The organism is Streptomyces kronopolitis (assembly GCF_014646275.1).
GTDB lineage: Bacteria > Actinomycetota > Actinomycetes > Streptomycetales > Streptomycetaceae > Streptomyces > Streptomyces kronopolitis.
Genome location: NZ_BMND01000005.1, coordinates 86,994 through 104,636, shown reverse-complemented (window position 1 = coordinate 104,636; position 17,643 = coordinate 86,994). Strand labels below are relative to the sequence as shown.

18 protein-coding genes are annotated in these 17,643 nt (G+C 72.8%); 13 read left to right on the top strand and 5 right to left on the bottom strand.

Annotated features, from left to right (window positions below):
* Positions 1-365: 365 nt before the first annotated feature.
* The 4 genes from IEY78_RS08415 to IEY78_RS08400 are packed head-to-tail and all read left to right on the top strand — an operon-like array spanning position 366 to position 3,507.
* Positions 366-1,133, top strand: a complete 768-nt coding sequence (locus IEY78_RS08415; protein ID WP_189096978.1) for a HisA/HisF-related TIM barrel protein — start codon at positions 366-368, stop codon at positions 1,131-1,133.
* Between the two features lie 20 nt (positions 1,134-1,153).
* Positions 1,154-1,906 (top strand): HAD family hydrolase, encoded by a 753-nt coding sequence (locus IEY78_RS08410; RefSeq protein ID WP_189096977.1) that lies wholly within the window; start codon positions 1,154-1,156, stop codon positions 1,904-1,906.
* Positions 1,897-2,175, top strand: coding sequence for a MoaD/ThiS family protein (locus IEY78_RS08405; protein ID WP_189096976.1), 279 nt, complete (start codon positions 1,897-1,899; stop codon positions 2,173-2,175). The genes IEY78_RS08410 and IEY78_RS08405 overlap by 10 nt, the downstream gene beginning before the upstream one ends.
* 3 nt (positions 2,176-2,178) lie before the next feature.
* Positions 2,179-3,507, top strand: coding sequence for an MFS transporter (locus tag IEY78_RS08400; RefSeq protein WP_189096975.1), 1,329 nt, complete (start codon positions 2,179-2,181; stop codon positions 3,505-3,507).
* 198 nt (positions 3,508-3,705) lie between these two features.
* On the opposite strand, the gene IEY78_RS08395 is transcribed toward IEY78_RS08400, so the two are convergent.
* Positions 3,706-4,824 (bottom strand): PP2C family protein-serine/threonine phosphatase, encoded by a 1,119-nt coding sequence (locus IEY78_RS08395; protein WP_189096974.1) that lies wholly within the window; start codon positions 4,822-4,824, stop codon positions 3,706-3,708.
* Between the two features lie 185 nt (positions 4,825-5,009).
* Here IEY78_RS08395 and IEY78_RS08390 point away from each other — a divergent pair, with 185 nt between their 5' ends.
* From IEY78_RS08390 to IEY78_RS08380, 4 genes are all read left to right on the top strand, one after another.
* Positions 5,010-6,221: a 4-hydroxybenzoate 3-monooxygenase gene (locus IEY78_RS08390; protein ID WP_189096973.1), complete on the top strand. Its 1,212-nt coding sequence runs from the start codon at positions 5,010-5,012 to the stop codon at positions 6,219-6,221.
* A 173-nt stretch (positions 6,222-6,394) separates the two neighbouring features.
* Positions 6,395-6,472: a 50S ribosomal protein bL37 gene (locus IEY78_RS35105; RefSeq protein WP_370454205.1), complete on the top strand. Its 78-nt coding sequence runs from the start codon at positions 6,395-6,397 to the stop codon at positions 6,470-6,472.
* A 417-nt stretch (positions 6,473-6,889) separates the two neighbouring features.
* Positions 6,890-7,717 carry a hypothetical protein gene (locus IEY78_RS08385; RefSeq protein ID WP_189096972.1) on the top strand — a complete coding sequence of 276 codons (828 nt, stop codon included), beginning with the start codon at positions 6,890-6,892 and terminating at the stop codon, positions 7,715-7,717.
* A 103-nt stretch (positions 7,718-7,820) separates the two neighbouring features.
* Positions 7,821-8,144 (top strand): putative quinol monooxygenase, encoded by a 324-nt coding sequence (locus tag IEY78_RS08380; RefSeq protein WP_189096971.1) that lies wholly within the window; start codon positions 7,821-7,823, stop codon positions 8,142-8,144.
* A gap of 5 nt (positions 8,145-8,149) precedes the next feature.
* Here IEY78_RS08380 and IEY78_RS08375 read toward each other — a convergent pair whose 3' ends face one another.
* The 3 genes from IEY78_RS08375 to IEY78_RS08365 form a co-directional block, all read right to left on the bottom strand.
* A complete protein-coding gene (locus tag IEY78_RS08375; RefSeq protein WP_189096970.1) occupies positions 8,150-9,451 on the bottom strand; it encodes a phosphoribosyltransferase family protein in 1,302 nt (433 codons plus the stop codon).
* 119 nt (positions 9,452-9,570) lie between these two features.
* Entirely contained in the window at positions 9,571-10,140 is a 570-nt protein-coding gene (locus IEY78_RS08370; RefSeq protein ID WP_189096969.1) for a dihydrofolate reductase family protein, read from the bottom strand.
* Positions 10,141-10,242: 102 nt separating this feature from the next.
* Positions 10,243-10,947 (bottom strand): histone deacetylase, encoded by a 705-nt coding sequence (locus IEY78_RS08365; RefSeq protein ID WP_189096968.1) that lies wholly within the window; start codon positions 10,945-10,947, stop codon positions 10,243-10,245.
* Positions 10,948-11,111: 164 nt separating this feature from the next.
* On the opposite strand from IEY78_RS08365, the gene IEY78_RS08360 reads away from it, so the two are divergent.
* Positions 11,112-12,227, top strand: coding sequence for a hypothetical protein (locus IEY78_RS08360; protein ID WP_229699786.1), 1,116 nt, complete (start codon positions 11,112-11,114; stop codon positions 12,225-12,227).
* Positions 12,228-12,333: 106 nt separating this feature from the next.
* Here IEY78_RS08360 and IEY78_RS08355 read toward each other — a convergent pair whose 3' ends face one another.
* Positions 12,334-12,900 (bottom strand): nucleoside deaminase, encoded by a 567-nt coding sequence (locus IEY78_RS08355; protein WP_189096967.1) that lies wholly within the window; start codon positions 12,898-12,900, stop codon positions 12,334-12,336.
* A 143-nt stretch (positions 12,901-13,043) separates the two neighbouring features.
* Between IEY78_RS08355 and IEY78_RS08350 the strand changes: the two genes are divergently transcribed.
* The 4 genes from IEY78_RS08350 to IEY78_RS08335 all read left to right on the top strand — a co-directional run bounded on the left by IEY78_RS08350 (position 13,044) and on the right by IEY78_RS08335 (position 17,575).
* A complete protein-coding gene (locus tag IEY78_RS08350; RefSeq protein ID WP_189096966.1) occupies positions 13,044-13,982 on the top strand; it encodes an antibiotic biosynthesis monooxygenase in 939 nt (312 codons plus the stop codon).
* A gap of 10 nt (positions 13,983-13,992) precedes the next feature.
* Positions 13,993-15,384 carry an FAD-binding oxidoreductase gene (locus tag IEY78_RS08345; RefSeq protein ID WP_189096965.1) on the top strand — a complete coding sequence of 464 codons (1,392 nt, stop codon included), beginning with the start codon at positions 13,993-13,995 and terminating at the stop codon, positions 15,382-15,384.
* A gap of 66 nt (positions 15,385-15,450) precedes the next feature.
* Positions 15,451-16,998 (top strand): ATP-dependent DNA ligase, encoded by a 1,548-nt coding sequence (locus IEY78_RS08340; RefSeq protein WP_189096964.1) that lies wholly within the window; start codon positions 15,451-15,453, stop codon positions 16,996-16,998.
* Between the two features lie 109 nt (positions 16,999-17,107).
* Positions 17,108-17,575: an NUDIX hydrolase gene (locus IEY78_RS08335; protein ID WP_189097139.1), complete on the top strand. Its 468-nt coding sequence runs from the start codon at positions 17,108-17,110 to the stop codon at positions 17,573-17,575.
* Positions 17,576-17,643 lie beyond the last annotated feature (68 nt).

Below are 17,643 nucleotides of genomic sequence, written 5' to 3'. Positions count from 1 at the left end.
TGAATCCCAGGTCAGGGTATTGATCCGAGCCGTCGGATCCCGGAATTTTCGGGGACGGGGCGCGCGGTGGGTCCTCCGGTGGTGCGTGCGCTGCGGGTCCGTGACGGAGACGCCGCAGGTCGCAGGGGTAGAGGCGGCCCAGGAACGGACTGAACGGTTCCTCTAACTCGCCTTTTACAGTTGACAGTTGGGGGTGGCGAGACCAAGATCCGGTCCGTCGATTCACGCCGCGGGCGACAACTCGATGAGTGGAGAGTTCGGCAGCCGCGGAATGAGGGACGTATTCGTGAGCGGAATAGATGTTCGGTGCCACTGATTCCACTCGTTCCATGCCACCGCTCTTTCGCACACTCAAAGGAGAACTTATGTCAACGGCTGCCCTGGGCACTGCTGTTACCGCTGAGCCCTGGCTCTCTCTCCGCGGTCGCGAATTCCGGTCCCGGCTCATCCTCGGCATTGAGCAGTACACCGACCCCACCCTCGTCAGCGAGGTCCTGCGCAGCGCGGCGTGCGATGTCTTCATCACCACCTTCGACCTGGAGCAGACCAAGCCCAGCCTGCTGATGTCGGACCTGGACGAGGCCGTCGGGCTGGACGACTACGTGTGGATCGGCACCACGTCCTTCGCCCGCTCCCGGCAGGACGCGCTGCTCACCGCGCGCCGGCTGCGGGACTCCTACGGCATCGACATCATGAAGCTCGACGTACGCCCCTCGGACAACCTGCCGCACAACGCCCAGACCGTCACGGCGGCGGCGGAGCTGATCGCGGAGGGCTTCGACGTCCTGCCGTTCATCCTGCCCGACCCCGCCACGGCCGTCGCGCTGGAGCAGGCCGGCTGTGCCGCCGTCCGCGTCATGTGTTCGCCCGTCGCCAGCGCCCGTGGCGTGGTGGACGAGCGCGCGGTGCGGGAGACCATGGCCGCCGTCTCCATACCGGTGGTCCTGGAGGGCGGCCTGGGCACTCCCGCCCAGGTCGTCCGCGCGATGGAGCTGGGTGCCGACGCCGTACTGGTCAACACGGCCGTGGCGCAGGCCCCGTCACCCACCAAGCTCGCGGAATCGATGCGACTGGCCGTGGAGGCCGGGCGTCTCGCGGCCGACCAGGACCTGGTCGGCCCGCTCGACAAGTAAGGCACAACGGAGGTATCACCGTGCAGTTTTCTGGCGTGCTGTTCGACATGGACGGCGTCCTGGTCGATACGGACCAAGCCATCGCCGACCTGTGGAACCAGCTGGCCTCGGAACACGGACTGACCATCGGCGAACGGGACTTCGCGGCGCACGTCTACGGCTGCGTCCCCGAGCACACCGTCGAGACCGTGTTCGCCCCGCTCGCGCCGCCCGACCGGGCGAAGGTCCTGACCCGGGTGCGCGAGTCCGAGCCCGGCCTGGCGTTCACGCCGGTTCCCCATGCCTCCGAGCTGGTGCACGACCTGGCCGGTGCGGGCGTACCGCTCGCCCTCGTCACCGGGGCCTCGGCCACCCGAGCGGACCGCGCGCTGCGGACGCTCGGGCTGGCGGGGCTCTTCGCCACCACCGTGACCTGGGGCGAATCCGCCCGCGGCAAGCCCGCACCGGACTGCTATCTGCTGGCGGCCCGCCGCCTGGAACTCCCGCCCGCCGCCTGCCTGGTCTTCGAGGACACCTCCGGCGGGGTGCGGGCGGCCACCGCGGCCGGCGCCACCTGCGTCGCGGTGAGCCGGCTCGACCCGGCGCCGCTGCGGGCGAGCGGGGCCCGCCATGCCGTCCCCGGCTTCGAGGCGGTGTCCTTCCGCCGGCAGCCGGCCGGGGCGGTGCTCACCGTGGCGGACCGGGAAGACCTGCACATCGGCTCCACCACGGGGCACCGGCCGGTGCCCCCCACCACGGCAACCGACCCAGAAGGGGGCTCACCATGCCGGTGACAGTCCGGATTCCCACGGTCCTGCGCACCTACACCGCCGGCGCGGCGGAGGTGTCGCTGAACACCGGCACCGTCGGCGAGGCGTTCACCGCGCTCGAAGGCGACTTCCCGGGAATCTGCGCACGCATCCTGGACGACGACGGGAAGCTGCGCCGCTTCATCAACGTCTACGTGGAGGACGAGGACATCCGCGCGGCGGACAGCCTGCGGACGGCCACCCCGGACGGATCGCGCATCACCGTCATTCCCGCCGTCGCCGGGGGCTGTTGACCCATGACCGTCCCGCGACGACGCGGACCCACCGCCCCGCGCGGGACGGTCGGGGCCGCCCCGTTCGACCCCTCCGCCCACCGCCGCGGGCCGGGGTTCCGGCGCGACCGCATCACCGCCCTGGGGTACACCAGCCTGGCGGCGTACGCCTACTGCCTGTACGCCCTCGCCCCCTTCCTCACTCTTCTCCGGCGTGACCTGGACTTCAGCTACCTGGTCATGAGCCTGCACTCCACCACGTTCGCCGCCGGCAGCGTGCTGTCCGGTCTCTTCTTCACCCAGGCCCTGCGCCGCCTCGGCCGGCACCGGCTGTTCTGGCTGTCCGTGCTCGGCACCGCATGCGGCGTCGTACTGCTGGCCATCGGCAGCACCGTCGCGTTCACCCTCGCCGCCACGGCCCTGCTGGGTGTCACCGGGCCCATGCTCCAGACGTCCAGCCTGGCGCTGCTCTCCGTCCACCACTCCGCGCACCGCGACCGGGCGCTGGTGGAGGCGAACGCGGCCGCGAGCCTGGCCGCGGTGCTCGCGCCGGCCCTGATCGGTTCGCTGGGCGGCACGGACGCCGGCTGGCGCGCGGGCCTGACGCTGCCGGTCGCGGTCTTCGCCGTCCTCTTCCTTCTGGGCCGGGGCAGGCCCTTGCCCGGCCGGGGCCCCGCCGCGGACGCCGTGCGTCCGGGGCGTCTGCCCGGCCGTTTCTGGCTGCGCTCCGCAGCTCTGGGGGCCGCGGCGGGGATCGAGTTCGGGACCGTCTTCTACGGGGCGCCCCTGCTGGTGAGCCGTCTGGGCCTGGGCGTCAGCCAGGCGGCCAGCCTCATGACCCTCTTCGCCGTGGGCATCCTGACCGGGCGCACGGCGGGCAGCCGGCTGGTGGCCGACCAGGGCAGGGCGCCCCGGTTGCTGACCGGTTCCCTCCTGCTCACCGCGGCGGGACTGGGCGTGTTGTGGTCCTCGCACGCGCTGGTGCTGTCCTGCGGTGCGCTGCTGGTCGCGGGGGCGGGGGTGGCCAATCTCTTCCCGCTCAGTTTCTCGCATGCCATCGCCGCCGCGCCGGACCGCTCCGACCTCGCCGCCGCCCGCAACCAACTCGTGGTGAACTCCGCGATCATGGCGGCGCCGCTGGCACTGGGCGCACTGTCCGACCGGGTCGGGGTGTCGGCCGCCTTCGCCGTACAGGCCGTGCTGATCGTCGCCGCGCTGCTCCTGGTCACGGTGGACAGGACGGGCACGCGGGGAGGCACGGGGACGCGGGGAGGCACGGGCAAGCCCGGAGGCACGGGCGCGCCGGGCGACACGGGCTGTGAGGTGCTCCCGGTGGACGGGAGCGGGGACTGACCCGCGGCTATCCGGCCGCGCAAGGGCCCGGGGGTCCGCCCTGGTCTGACCAGGGGTCCGCCGCGGTCCGGCCGGAGGGAGTCCGCCTCGGTCCGGCCGGGGGTCCGACCCGGTCCGGCCGCGCAGGGCGGTATACCACTCCGGCCCAGCCCAGCCCAGCCCAGCCGCGCTCCGGACCGAACCGCCCCGCCCCAGCCGCTACTTCGCGGTCTCCGGGGATGCCGCGATCGCGACGGCGGCCGCGTCGTCGCCGAGGGTGCCGCCGGCGTAGCCGAGCAGATCGTGGCGGAGGCGGCGTATCAGGGCCGCGGGGTCGGTCTCGTTCCAGGAAGTGAGGCGGTCGAGCAGCGGATAGAACGTGCCGGTGTGGTCGCGTGCTTCGATGACCCCGTCGGTGTGGAGCAACAGCAGGTCGCCGGGGGCGAAGTCGAACCGCTCCACCCGGAAGTCGCTCTCCGCGGCGGCGCTCAGGCCCAGGGGGAGGGCGGGCTCGGCGACCTCCAGCGCCTCGACGGTGCCGTTCCGCAGCCGCAGTGGCGGCGGGTGCCCGCAGTTCACCAGCTCGATGAACGGGCCGTCGGTGCGGACATCGACGATCACGGCGGTGACGAAGGACTCCGCGGTGTCGGGATCGGCGCCTTCGAGGTGGGTCGCGTTCCAGTACACGGAATTGCCCAGGTGCTCCGCGATGCCGGGCAGCAAGAGGTTGCGGTAGGCGGACCCGCGGAAGGCACCGACCAGCACCGTGGCCTCTCCGACGGCGGACAGCCCCTTGCCGCGGACATCACCGACGACCAGCCGGATCGCGCCCGGTGCCGGCACCGCCGCATACAGGTCGCCGCCGATCCGGGCCTCGGCCTCCGCCGCCAGATACATGGACGCGATCCGCAGCGGTCCGGCCCGTTGCGGCAGCGGCCGCAGCAGCACCTCCTGCGCCGCGGCGGCCACCGACCGTATCTGGTGCAGTTGCCGCTCGCGCCGGTCGCGGAGGTGGCGGAAGAGCGTGACGATGATGGAGATCACGACGAGGGCGGCGATCTGGGCCTCATGGTTCGGGGTCAGCAGCCCGCCGTGCAGCTGGCCGATGAGGACCTGGGCCCCCACGGCCAGCACGCCGACCGCGCCGGTGACGCCGGGACCGGCGAACGACGCGGTGATCGCGGGCGCCGCCACCAGGAAGGGTCCCAGATGGATGGTCGTCGGGCTGTCGATGTCGATCACCGTGATCACCGCGATGAGCACCAGCGGGAGGGCGATCAGCCCACGGCCCAGCCGCCAGGGTCCGCCGGGAGAGGTGACAGCGCGCCGGACGCTCATATCTCTTCCTTACACCTGTCCCGCCCCGTGCGCCCGGCAGACCCGGTCGGCCGGACGACGCAGGGTGACCGCGCGGGAACAGCGGGGTGATCGCCGGCTGATCGCCGGGGCGCCCGCTCGGCCGCCGCCGTCAACCGCCATACTGCCTGCGATCTTTCTCCCCGCTCCGAAGGGAACACCGCGACGTGTCCTCCTCCACCCCCTCCCTCCCCCTCACCCGCACCGGCGTCGTCATCGTCGGCGCGGGCCCGGCCGGGCTCACCGTGGCGAATCTGCTGCGCGCCGCCGGGGTCGACTGCGTGGTGCTGGAGGCGGAGAGCCGGGAGTTCATCGAGCAGCGGCCGCGGGCCGGGTTCATGGAGGAGCGGGTGGTACGCGCGCTGGCCCGGCACGGGCTGGCCGACCGACTGCTCGAACGGGCCGAGACGCAGGGCGAGTTCGAGTTCCGCTTCGAGGGGGAGCGGCACACCGTGCGGACCGCGGAGCTGTCGGGGCGGCGTCACTTCGTCTATCCGCAGCCGCTGTTGGTCACCGACCTGGTCGCCTCCTACGCCGACACGGCGGGCGGCGAGGTGCGCTTCGGGGTACGGGAGGTGCGGCTGCACGACATCGACGGCGACCGGCCCGCGGTGTCCTACACCGACCCGGTGACCGGCGAGCGGCACCGGATCGAGTGCGACTTCATCGCGGGCTGCGACGGCGCGCGCGGGGTCAGCCGGGCGTCGATACCCGACGGCCGCACGGTCCTGTCCCGCCACGACCACGGAGTTGCCTGGCTCGCCCTCCTCGCCGAGGCGCCGCCGTCCGCGGACGGCGTGATCTTTGGCATCCACGAGCGCGGACTGGGTGCCCACATGGCCCGCAGCCCCGAGGTCACCCGCTACTACCTCCAGATCGCGCCCGGCGAGGGCGCCGACGACTGGTCGCATGCCCGGGTGTGGGACGAGCTGCGCACCCGGCTCGCCGCCGCGGGCGCCCCGCCGGTCGCCGAGGGGCCACTGCTCGAAAAGGTGGTCCTGGACATGCACAACTACGTGGTGGAGCCGATGGTCCACGGCCGCCTGTACCTGGCGGGCGACGCGGCGCACCTGGTCGCGCCGATCGCCGCGAAGGGCATGAACCTCGCGCTCCACGACGCCCTGCTGCTCGCTGACGCGCTGATCGCGCACTACCGGGGCGACGGTAGCGGTCTCGCCGGCTACTCGCAGGCGTGTCTGCGGCGGGTCTGGCAGTACCTGGAGTTCTCGCAGTGGCTGTCGGAGGTGCTGCACGGCGCCTCCTCCGGTGACCGCTTCCGGGCGGGTACGGCGACGGCGCGGCTGCGGCGGCTGCTGGGTTCCGAGGCTGCGGGAAAGGCGTTCGCCAGGCTCTACTTGGGGGAGGACGCCGACCTGTGAGACCGCCGCGCGCACCCGCCCGAGCAGGGATTTCGTGGGCTGATTCACACCTCGGGGCGGGGTGAGCGGCGCGGGTCCGGGTACGCGGCCTCGTGATCGCCGGGCGAGATACCGTTGTGAAGTGGTAGAAATTCGGCGAAACCTATCGCTGAGACTCCGAGGAAGGGGACGACATGTCATCGAAGCGCCGTCGTAAGAAGAAGGCCCGCCGCAAGAACGGTGCCAACCACGGCAAGCGGCCGCAGTCCTGAAGCCGGGACGGTGACCCGCCCCCGCCGAGGGGGCGCCCGTGGGCTCCTGGTGTCCGTGTCGCAGCGGAGACCGGGAGCCCACCGTCATGTCGGCGGGCGCGCGGCCGCGCCGCCGGACCCGGCCCCACACCTTCACGAGCGGGGACCGGGCGGCAACTGACCTGCCGGACAGGGAAGAACACCTCATGCCGGACAGCCTTCCGCTTCCCGGCCGCACCGCCCTCCGGGAACACCCCGACCCCTCCCTGAACCGCCCCTGAGCCGATCCCCGAGGCGCCCCCCGGACCTCCCTCGGCCCGTGCCGCAGGCCCGCGAGCGCGCCCGCCGCCGTGCCTCCGGTCCGTCCGGCGCCCGAGTGGAGGGAGCCGGGGCAGCGGTTTAACGTGAAAGGAGTTGCACCGGAGAGGGGCTGTTGCCATGGCACCCGGCCGGCAGGAAACCACCACGGACGGACGGCTGTCGCAGTTTCTCGACAGCCCCGTCATCGGTATGTCGCCCTGGATCGCCATGTCCGTCGTCGTCGGGCAGGGCCGCTACGAGCTGGCGGTCGGGATCGCCCTCGCGCTGGCCGTCGCGATCGTCATCATGGGCCGCATCCGCCATCCCGGCACGTCCTTCAAAATCCTCGAAGTGGCCGATGTGGTCTTCTTCGCGGTGATGGCCGTCATCGGCGCCGTCGCCTCCGCGGGCACCCATCGCTGGCTGGAGAACTATTCCGGGGAGATCTCGAATATCGCGCTGCTGGTGATCGCCCTCGGCTCCATGGCGATACGGGTGCCGTTCACCGTGCAGTACGCCCGGGAAGAGGTGCCCCGTGAACGCTGGCACGATCCGGCATTCCTGCGGACCAATTACTACATCACCGGTGTATGGGGCGCGGCATTCGGCGTCGCGGCGATAGCCGGTGCCTTCGGCGACCTCGTGCTGCACAACCCCAATAACCTCTGGACGGGCTGGGTCATCCAGATCGCGGCGATTATCGTCGCGCTGCAGTTCACCCACTGGTATCCGGACGTCGTACGGGCCCGAGTGCGGCAGGAGCAGAACATCCCCGGCCCGCCGGAGCCCCCGGTGAGCAGCATGCTCATCCCGCTGGCGGGCTATCTGACCCCGGTGGGCATCGTGGTGCTCGCCGCCGGCGGCGGGCCGACCTGGCTGGGTGTGGCGCTGATCGTGGTGGGGGTGCTGCTCGTCAGATCGCTGCGCCACACCCCGGCGGACGGCCCCGCCGCACAAAGCCGGTGAGCCGGGTCCGCGGAATCTCCGCGGAATCGGGCAATCGCGGAAGGGGACGGGGGAGCGCGGACCGGGTCGGCGGATCCCACCGCCGGTGACCTAGAATCGCTGGATGATCTTCATCGTCGTCAAGTTCCCCGTGAAGCCCGAGTACGCCGACGAGTGGCCGCAGCACGTCGAATCCTTCACCAGCGCCACCCGCGCCGAGCCCGGCAACCTGTGGTTCGAATGGTCCCGCAGCATTGCCGACCCGAACACCTATGTCCTGGTCGAGGCATTCCAGGACGACGCGGCCGAAGCGCACGTCAATTCCGACCACTTCCGCGCCGGAATCGAGCGGATGCGCCCGCTGCTGCGGCACACCCCCGACATCGTCAGCACCACCATCGAGGGTGCGGACGGCTGGAGCAAGATGGGCGAACTCGACCTCGGCTGAGGGCGCTACGCCCCTTTCACCAGGTGGCGGAGGAACCAGTCCCGCGCCAGCTCGGAGACCTCCTGGAGGGCACCGGGTTCCTCGAAGAGATGGGTGGCGCCGGGGACGATCTCCAGCCGGTTCTCGCAGCGCAGCGCCGCCTGCGCCGCGCGGTTGAGATCGATGACCATGGTGTCGTCACCGCCCACGATCAGCAGCGTCGGCGCCCGTACGCCGGGCAGCCCCGTTCCGGCGAGGTCGGGACGCCCGCCCCTGGAGACCACCGCGCCGACGTCCGCGCCGGGGTCGGCGGCGGCCCGCAGCGCCGCCGCGGCTCCGGTGCTCGCCCCGAAATAGCCGATCGGGAGGCCGGTGCGGTCGCGCAGCCGGCCGGTGGCGCCGGCCAGCCGCCCGGCGAGGGTCTCGATGTCGAAGACCTTCGCCCGGTTGCCCTCCTCGGCCGGGGTGAGCAGATCGAACAGCAGCGTGCCCAGGCCCGCCTCCTGGAGCGCGGTGGCGACCAGCCGGTTGCGCGGGCTGTGCCGGCTGCTGCCCGAGCCGTGTGCGAACATCACCACCGCCCCGGCGCCCGCCGGCACCGTGAGGTCACCGGTGAGGCGCACCCCGGAGGTCTCGATCGCGACCTCCTCCGCCACGTCCCCGCCGGTCCGCGGCCCGTCCGCCGCCCCGGGACCGTCCGCGGCCCGCGACAGCAGTGAGACGACCTCGTCGTCCGGGGTCTGGGAGAAGTCCCGGTACCACTCGCCGACGGCGGAGAAGCCGAACGGGGTGGACAGGCAGACGAATTCATCGAGGGCGGCGCGCAGCCGCTCGGCCGCGTCCGGCGGCGCCACGGGCACCGCCAGCACCACGCGGGCCGCGCCCTGGGCCCGCACCACCTCACACGCGGCCGCCGCGGTGGAGCCGGTGGCCACCCCGTCGTCCACCACGATCGCCGTGCGGCCCTCCAGGGGAAGCCGCTGCCGCCCGGCCCGGAAACGCTCCGCCTGCCGGGCGAGTTCCGCCGCCTCGGCATGCTCCACGGAGGCCAGATCCGACGCGTCGAGCCGGCCGCGGCGGACGATGTCGTCACTGATCACCCGCACGCCGCCCTCGCCGATGGCGCCGAAGGCCAGTTCCCGCTGGGAGGGCACGCCGAGCTTGCGGACCACGATCACATCGAGCGGTGCGTGGAGCGCCCGAGCCACCTGGAAGGCTACCGGGACCCCGCCCCGGGGCAGGCCCAGCACGACGGGATCCTCCCCCTCCAGATGCCGCAGCGCCTCGGCGAGGCGGCGGCCGGCGTCCGCGCGGTCAGTGAACAGCACGTGTGCACCCCCTACCCAGGGGAGACGGAAGCTGCGTCCACACCTCCCTTCGAAGTAACCCCATCCGAGGGGGCCGCGCAAGTCGGGCCGACGGCGACCGCCGCCCACCTGCGCGCGGGTCACTCCGCCCGGGCACGCCGGTAGTGCAGGAGGACGACGCCGTTGCCGAAGGCGCGGGTCCCGATGAGGCGGAGGTCGGCCTTGGTGTCCGACGGGGGGAACAGCGGCTTGCCGCGGCCGATGAGGACGGGGTGGACGTAGAGGCGGTACTCGTCGATCAGATCGAGCCGGCGGAAGGTCTCGGCGAGGTCGGCGCCGCTCAGCGCCAGGTCGCCGCCCTCCTGCGCGGTGAGCGCCCGGATCTCCTCGGGGACGACGTCGTGCATGACGGTGGTGTTCCAGTCGGCCCGCTCCAGGGTCCGGGAGAACACGGTCTTGGGCATGTCCCGCCAGATCCCGGCAAAGTCCGCCATGGGCCCGGTGACTGACGGATCGGCATCCGCGGTTGGCCAGAATCCGGCCATCAGCTCATGGGTGACCCGTCCGCTCAGGAAGCCGCCCATCGTCCGGAGCTGGTCGTTGAAGTACTGGTGCAACTCGTCGTCGACCAGATGCCATTCGATGTCGCGGTGCGGTCCCTCGATGTAGCCGTCGAGGGACACCGACATGGTCAGGACGATCTTTCGCATCGCGTTCCTCGCCGACGTCGTCAGGGCCGGGAGCACCGGCCGGAGGGCACCAGTGTGCCCGGCACCGGGGCGGCGGGGGAGCAGCCACGCACCGCGCGCCGTTCAGGGAGCGGTGCCGAGCAGCGCCGCGATCTCGCCGGCACTCCAGTGCCCGGCGGCTCCCGGGCAGCCGGCGAGATACCGGGCGGTCCGGTGCACGCTCCATCCGTGGGCGGCGAGGATCCCGGCCCCGATGTGCCGCAGATAGGCCGCCGACGGGGCGTTCGGGGCGATGTCCTCGCGGTGCCAGGGGGCCGTGAAGGTGAGGACCGGAGCGCCGTCCAGCAGTCCGGGGCACACCAGGGTCTCGTACCGGCCGGGACCGATCCGGGCCCGCCCATGGGTGAGGACCGGCGTCAGGTCGAGATCCTCACCGGGCTCCCGGTCCATCTCCTGCGCCACCAGGTCGGAGAACTGGTCGGTGGTCAGCAGGTAGGCGTGAGCGGGGAGTTCGGGCAGGTCGGGGGCGCCGGACGGCGCGGTGGGATCGTAGAAGGCCCGGCCGCCGGTCCACACCTGCGACTCGGTGGCGAAGTACAGCAGCCCGGGGAGCATGACCGCCGCTGTACGGGCCGGCGGGCGGGGGTCCCGGCAGCCCGGGTAGGTGCGCAGCCCGCCGGCCGGGCGGCCGCCGGCCAGGTAGGCGGTCAGCCGCTCCCGGTGCATGTTGGAGCCGTAGGCGGCGTACCACAGGCGGTGCACGGGCGTGCCGGGGCGGACGGCTTCGGGGGAGCCGCCTAGGGGTTCGAGGCGTCGGGGCCTGATCACGTTCCCACGCTACGCGGGGCGGCCGTGGCTTGATCGTTTCCGTCCCGGGTTTTGCCGCGGGCGGTCTGGAGATGCGCTCTGCACGGGCAGGACCTGTCCGAACGACAGCCGGCGCCGGCCATCGGCCGCAGGCGCCGGGGGACGGAGGCAGTGTGACGGACGAGGTGTCAGGCCGAAGCGGCTCCGGGATATCCGGGGCGCGGGTGGCCGGCGGCCGCTCCGCCCGGTCCGTGCCGTCGCCGGACGCGAGCCGGCGGCGGATGCTCGCGGTCACCGCGGCGGCGGGGCTCGGCGTGCTCACCGGGTGCGGAGGCACTCCCTCCGGAGGGGGCTCGGCGCCCGAGGCGGCCCCGCCGGACGGCTCGCGCTCCTCGCCCTCCACCGGGGCCGGTACGTCCGGGAGTTCCCCTTCGGCCGGGAGCGGCGCCCCCGCCCCGTCCGGCTCCGCGACCGCCCACCCGACCCGTCCGCACAAGCGGAGCCGCCCCGAACTCCCCCGTGGAGGAAGGGAGCTGTTCCCGCACTACCGCATGGTCGGGTTCTGCGGGCTGCCCGGTGCCGCGGCGCTAGGCCGGCTCGGGACCGGCACACCGGCGCAGCGGGCCGCCGAGGTGGAGAAGGTGGCACACCGCTACGCCGCGGGGCGCGAGCCGCTGCCCGTCCTCGAACTCCTGGCGACCGTCGCCAACGCCTCGGCGGGACCGGACGGCACCTACCGTTCGCGGACGCCCGCCGCCACCATCCGGCGCTTCCACGACGTGGCGCGCGACCGGCGGGCCATGCTGCTGCTGAACATCCAGCCGGGCCGTGCCCCGGTGCTCGACGAGGTCAAGGCGCTGCGCGAGTGGCTGGTCCACCCCGACGTGGGGATCGCGCTCGACCCGGAATGGGAGATGGGTCGAGGCCAGGTGCCGGGCGACACCTACGGACGGACCAGCGGCCAGGAGCTGACCCGGGTGGCGCGCTATCTGTCCGGCCTGGTCGAGGCGCACGATCTGCCGCAGAAGCCGCTGGTCTTCCACCAGGTCGCCCCGTCCGTCGTGCAGAAGCAGTCCGCACTGCGGCCGCAGCCCGGCGTGGCGCTGATCAAGAGCGCCGACGGCATCGGCTCACCGGGCCTGAAGCGCGGGACCTGGCAGCGGCTCGTCCGCGACCTGCCGCAGGGGCTGCACACCGGCTTCAAGCTCTTCTACGAGGAGGACGCCCAGGGCAGCCGGCTGATGACGCCGAAGGAGGTGCTGGCGCTCAGGCCGCAGCCGGAGTACGTGATGTACGAGTGAGACCGGCGCCCACGCGGTCCGCGCCCGGCGCACTGGCCGTGCCCGTGCCGGACGCCGGGCCCCCGCGTGTGGCGGGGGCCCGGCGCCTGCCGGTACCGAGGGGGCGTCAGTAGGCGTGCTGAAGCCTCCGGTTGTTCCACGCCGAGTAGGCGGTGGCGCCCATCTCGGGGTAGATCTGCTGGATCTTGATCCGGCGCTCGGAGAGCGGCCGCTCGAAGTCCTCGTACTGGAACGAGTCATCGAAGCCGATCTTGGCGGTGTCGGTCAGGTCGCAGCTGTAGTACACCGCGTCCATCCGCGCCCAGTAGATGGCGCTCATGCACATCGGGCAGGGGGCGCCGCTGATGTAGATCTCGTGGCCCTGGAGCATCTTGGCGCGCTCGGGGAGCGGGTCCGGTGATCCCTCGGGGCGGGGCACGTAGCCCAGGGTGCTCTCGTTCTGACGCTCCACGGAGATGCTCGGCGCGTCCGGGTTGAGGACCTGCACGGCCTTGCGGATCGCTTCGACTTCGGCGTGGGCGGTGGGATCGCCGGTCAGCAGAACGTGGTTCTGTCCGCGGGCGACGATGGTGCCGTTGCGCGCGATGACCGCGCCGAACGGGCCGCCCCAGCCGTTCTCCACGGATTCCGTGGCGAGCCGGACGGCTTCTGCGAGGAGTTCTTTCTGTTCCATTACGGGGTCTCCGATCGGCATCGATTCCTCAGCGGAACGGTAGGGCTATATGCTCCATTTGCCCGATAAATCCCTTGTGGACTAGGCTACTCAAGGTGAGCTCCCGTGCAAGCCGTCCCTCAGCGGACGAGAATGCCACCGTCGTGACCTCGCAAAAGGTGCGCGAGGGACGAGCGGATGACTACCAGCGGTGGCAGGACAAGACGAACCGGGCGGCCCGTGAATTCGAGGGATTCGTGGGCGCCGAGGTATATCCGCCCGGCGCCGGCGAGGAAAATGAATGGGTCACTGTATTCCGGTTCTCCGGAATGGACCACCTGACCGCCTGGCTGGATTCCGGCCGGCGGCAGGATTTGCTGCACGAGGCGGCCGGACTCTTCGACGGACCCCCGCGCCAGGAGGTGCTGCAGGGCGGCACCCCCGCCCAGCAGACCCCGGAAGCGGTCACGGCCGTCATCTCGCACGAGGTGCGGCCCGGACACGAGCAGGCCTTCCTCGACTGGCAGGAGCGCACGCTCGTGGAGCAGGAGAAGGCGCCCGGCTTCATGGGCTCCGAGCTGTTCAAGCCGGTCCGGGGCGTGCAGGAGCACTGGGTCGTCGTCTTCCGCTTCGACTCCCGCGAACACCTCGACGCCTGGCTGGGATCCGACGCCCGCAAGGCCCTGCTGGACGAGGGGAGCAAGCACTTCGCCTCCTACGACGTCCGCAAGGTCGGCTCGTCGTTCAGCGGGTGGTTCCAGTTCGACCACGGCAAGGGCGGCAACGCGCCGCCCAACTGGAAGCAGGCGATGTCCGTCGTCCTGGCGCTCTATCCGACGGTGATGGTGCTCAACCTGACCGTGGGCATCGCGCTCCAGAAGCTCACCATCCGCGAGTACATCGGCCTGTTCCTGTCCAACGTGCTGAGCGTCAGCGCCCTGACCTGGCTGCTGATGCCGCTGGTGAACAAGGCGCTCGCCTTCTGGCTGGTGCCGGGCCGCTGCACCACCCGCCGCATCCAGGTGCTGGGCACCGGGGTGGTCGTGCTCGGCTACCTGGTGTGCATCGGTGTCTTCGGCCTGATCACCCACCAGATCTGGTGAGGAGGCCGGGATGCGTCCAGAGGAGCCGGAGCCGGGGCCCGACGAGGTCGAGGGCGCGCTGATCCGGCGCGGCGACCCCGGCTACGAGACCACCCGCTCCCGTGCGGTGTGGAACGCGCGGCTGCCCGGGCGGTTCCCCGAGGTCGTCGTGCGGGCCGCGTCGGAGGCGGATGTGGCACACGCCGTGCGGTACGCCCGCGCGCACGGGCTGCGGGTGGCCCCGCGGTCCGGCGGACACAACTGGTCCGGCTCGGCGCTGCGCGACGACAGCCTGCTGCTCGACCTCTCCGGGCTGCGGGAGTGCCGCCTGACCCCCGCGACCGCCACCGCCCCGGCGACCGCCACGGTCGAACCCGCCGCCACCGGCCAGGAACTGGTCGCCGCGCTCACCCCGCAGGACCTGGCCTTTCCCGTCGGCCACTGCCCCAGTGTGGCGGTCGGCGGGTTCCTGCTCAGCGGCGGCCTCGGCTGGAACTCCCGCGCCTGGGGGGTGTCCTGCGCGGACGTGGTGGAGATCCGGGCGGTGACCGCCGACGGCCGGACGGTCACCTGCAGCGAGCGCGAGCACTCCGACCTCTTCTGGGCCGCGCGGGGTGCCGGGCCGGGGTTCTGCGCGGTCGTCACCCGCTTCCGCCTCGCCCTGCACCCGCACCCCGCCTCGATCATGACGACCAACCTCACCTTCCCCATGGCGGAGCTCGCCCGGGTCACCGAGTGGACCGAGCAGGTTGCGAGCGGACTCCCGCCGTATGTCGAGGTGGCGTTCGTCCTCCAGCCCGCCGGGCCGGAGCGCGACGGCACACCCGGGCTGCGGCTCACGGTCGGTGCCACCGCGTTCGCGGCCACGCAGCGGGAGGCGCTGCGGGCGCTGGCACCCTTCGACGACTGCCCCTTCGCCACCCTCACCCGGCAGCCGCCCGTGCCGACCTCCTTCGCCACCCTGCACGAGGGCGCGGCGGTCCTCTGGCCGCCGCTGCACCGGTACGCGGCGGACACCCTGTGGTCGGACGAGAGCTATCCGACACAACTGGGCCGGATCGCCGAGGTGGTGGCCCGCGCCCCCTCCGGCAAGTCGCTGGTGCTCTCGCCCGTGCGGCCGGTCTCCACGGAGCCCGCCCTGCTGCGGGACATGTCCTTCGCCCCGCTCGGCACGTCCTACCTGGTCCCCTACGCGGTCTGGCAGGACCCGGACGAGGACCGGGCCAACGAGCAGTGGCTACGCGACGTCATGGCCGCCGCCGACCCGCGGGGCGAGGGCCGCCACTACATCGCCGAGACCGACCTGGAGGCCGGCGCGGACCGGCCCCGGCGCTCGTACACCCCCGCCGCCTGGGACCGCCTCCAGGAGATCAAGGCGCAGTGGGACCCGGACAACGTCTTCCACTCCTACCTCGCCCCCTGACCGGACACCGGCGGGCCCGCTACCGGCCGGGAAGCGGGAACGCCGCCGCGGGGGCACCATGGGCCTATGCTGCTGGCCGGCCTCGCACAGGTGTCGGCGGATGTCGCCGCGACCTCGGCGCGTTCGCGCAAGACCGCCCTGCTGGCCGGACTCTTCCGGGCCGCGGACCCGGAGGACGTCCCGGTGGTCATCGCCTACCTCGCCGGGCGGCTGCCCCAGGGGCGGATCGGGATCGGCTGGAGTGTACTGCGCGAGCCGGTCGCACCCGCCGGGCACGCCACGCTGACCGTACGCGAGGTGGACACCGCGCTCACCGCGCTGGCACGGGTCTCCGGCGCCGGGGCACAGGCGGAGCGGCGCCGGCGCGTGCGGGCCCTGCTGGCCGCGGCGACCGAGCAGGAGCAGCGGTTCCTGGTCGGCCTGCTGACCGGTGAGGTGCGGCAGGGCGCGCTGGATGCCCTCGCGGCCGAGGGGCTCGCCGCCGCCACCCAGGTGCCCGCGGCGGACGTCCGGCGGGCCGTGATGCTGGCCGGGTCGCTGCCGGAGGTGGCCCGGGCGCTGCTCGCCGAGGGGCCCGGGGCGCTCGCGGCCTTCCGGCTCACCGTCGGCCGCCCCGTCGGGCCGATGCTGGCGCACAGCGCCAAGTCCGTCGCCGATGCCGTCGAGAAGCTCGGCCCGTGCGCCGTGGAGGAGAAGCTCGACGGCATCCGCGTCCAGGTGCACCGCGACGGGAGCGAGGTACGGATCCACACCCGCACCCTGGACGAGGTCACCGACCGCCTCCCCGAGGTCACCGCCCTGGCACGGGAGTTGCCGGCCGGCCGGTTCATCCTCGACGGCGAGGTGATCGCCCTGGACGGCGCGGGCCGGCCGCTGCCCTTCCAACGGGTCGCGGGCCGGTTCGGTTCGCGGGTGGACGTCTCCGCCGCGCAGGCCGCGCTGCCGCTGTCCCCGGTCTTCTTCGACGTGCTCGCGATCGACGACCGTGACCTGCTCGAACTGCCCACCGACCGGCGGCACGCGGAGCTGGCCCGCCTGGTGCCCGAGCCCCTGCGGGTGCGCCGCCGGGTGGTCGCGGACCCGTCCGACGCCGCGGCCCGCGCGGCCGCCGAGGACTTCTGGGCCGAGACCCTGCGCCGGGGTCACGAGGGCGTCGTGGTCAAGGCGCTGGACGCCCCCTACAGCGCAGGCCGCCGGGGCGCCGCCTGGCTCAAGGTGAAGCCCGTGCACACCCTCGACCTGGTGGTGCTGGCCGCCGAGTGGGGACACGGCCGGCGCACCGGCAAGCTGTCCAACCTCCACCTCGGGGCGCGCGCGGCGGACGGCGGATTCGTCATGCTGGGCAAGACCTTCAAGGGGCTGACCGACGCCACCCTGAGCTGGCAGACCGAGCGGCTGCGGGAGCTCGCGGTGGCGGACGACGGCCATGTGGTGACGGTGCGTCCGGAACTCGTCGTCGAGATCGCCTACGACGGACTCCAGACCTCCACGCGCTACCCGGCGGGCGTGACCCTGCGCTTCGCACGGGTGCTGCGCTACCGGGAGGACAAGACGGCGGCCGAGGCGGACACCGTCGAGACGGTGCGCGCCGCGCACGGCGACGGGGAACGGTAGCGCCGTGGCGGGAAGGACAGGAAGCGCGGGAAGGACAGGAAGCGCGGGAAGGACAGGAAGCGCGGGAAGGACGGGAAGGACGGGAACGACGGGGAAACGCAGCGCCGGGCTGCTGCTGTACCGGCGGGCGGCGGCCGGTACCGAGGTGCTCCTGGGGCACATGGGCGGCCCGTTGTGGGAGCACCGGGACGCGCGGGCGTGGTCCGTGCCCAAGGGGGAGTACGTACCGCCGGAGGAGGCGTGGGACGCCGCCCGGCGGGAGTTCACGGAGGAGCTGGGGATGCCGCCGCCCGCCGGTCCCTACCGCCCCCTGGGGGACGTCCGCCAGGCGAGCGGCAAGGTGGTGACCGTCTGGGCTGTCGAGGGCGATCTCGATCCGCGGCGGATCGTGCCCGGCACCTTCGAGATGGAGTGGCCGCGCGGGTCCGGGGTGACCGCCACCTTCCCGGAGATCGACCGGGTGGCCTGGTTCCCGCCGCACGAGGCGCGGGAGCGGCTGGTGGCCGGCCAGCAGGCGTTCCTGGACCGGCTGGCCGGGCAACTGGCCGACGAGGACCGGGCATCCGGCGACCAGTAGGGGGCGGACGGCAGGACACGCGCCGTACGGGACGGCCGGAAGGAGCCGCCGCACCGGCGGTGAAAGGG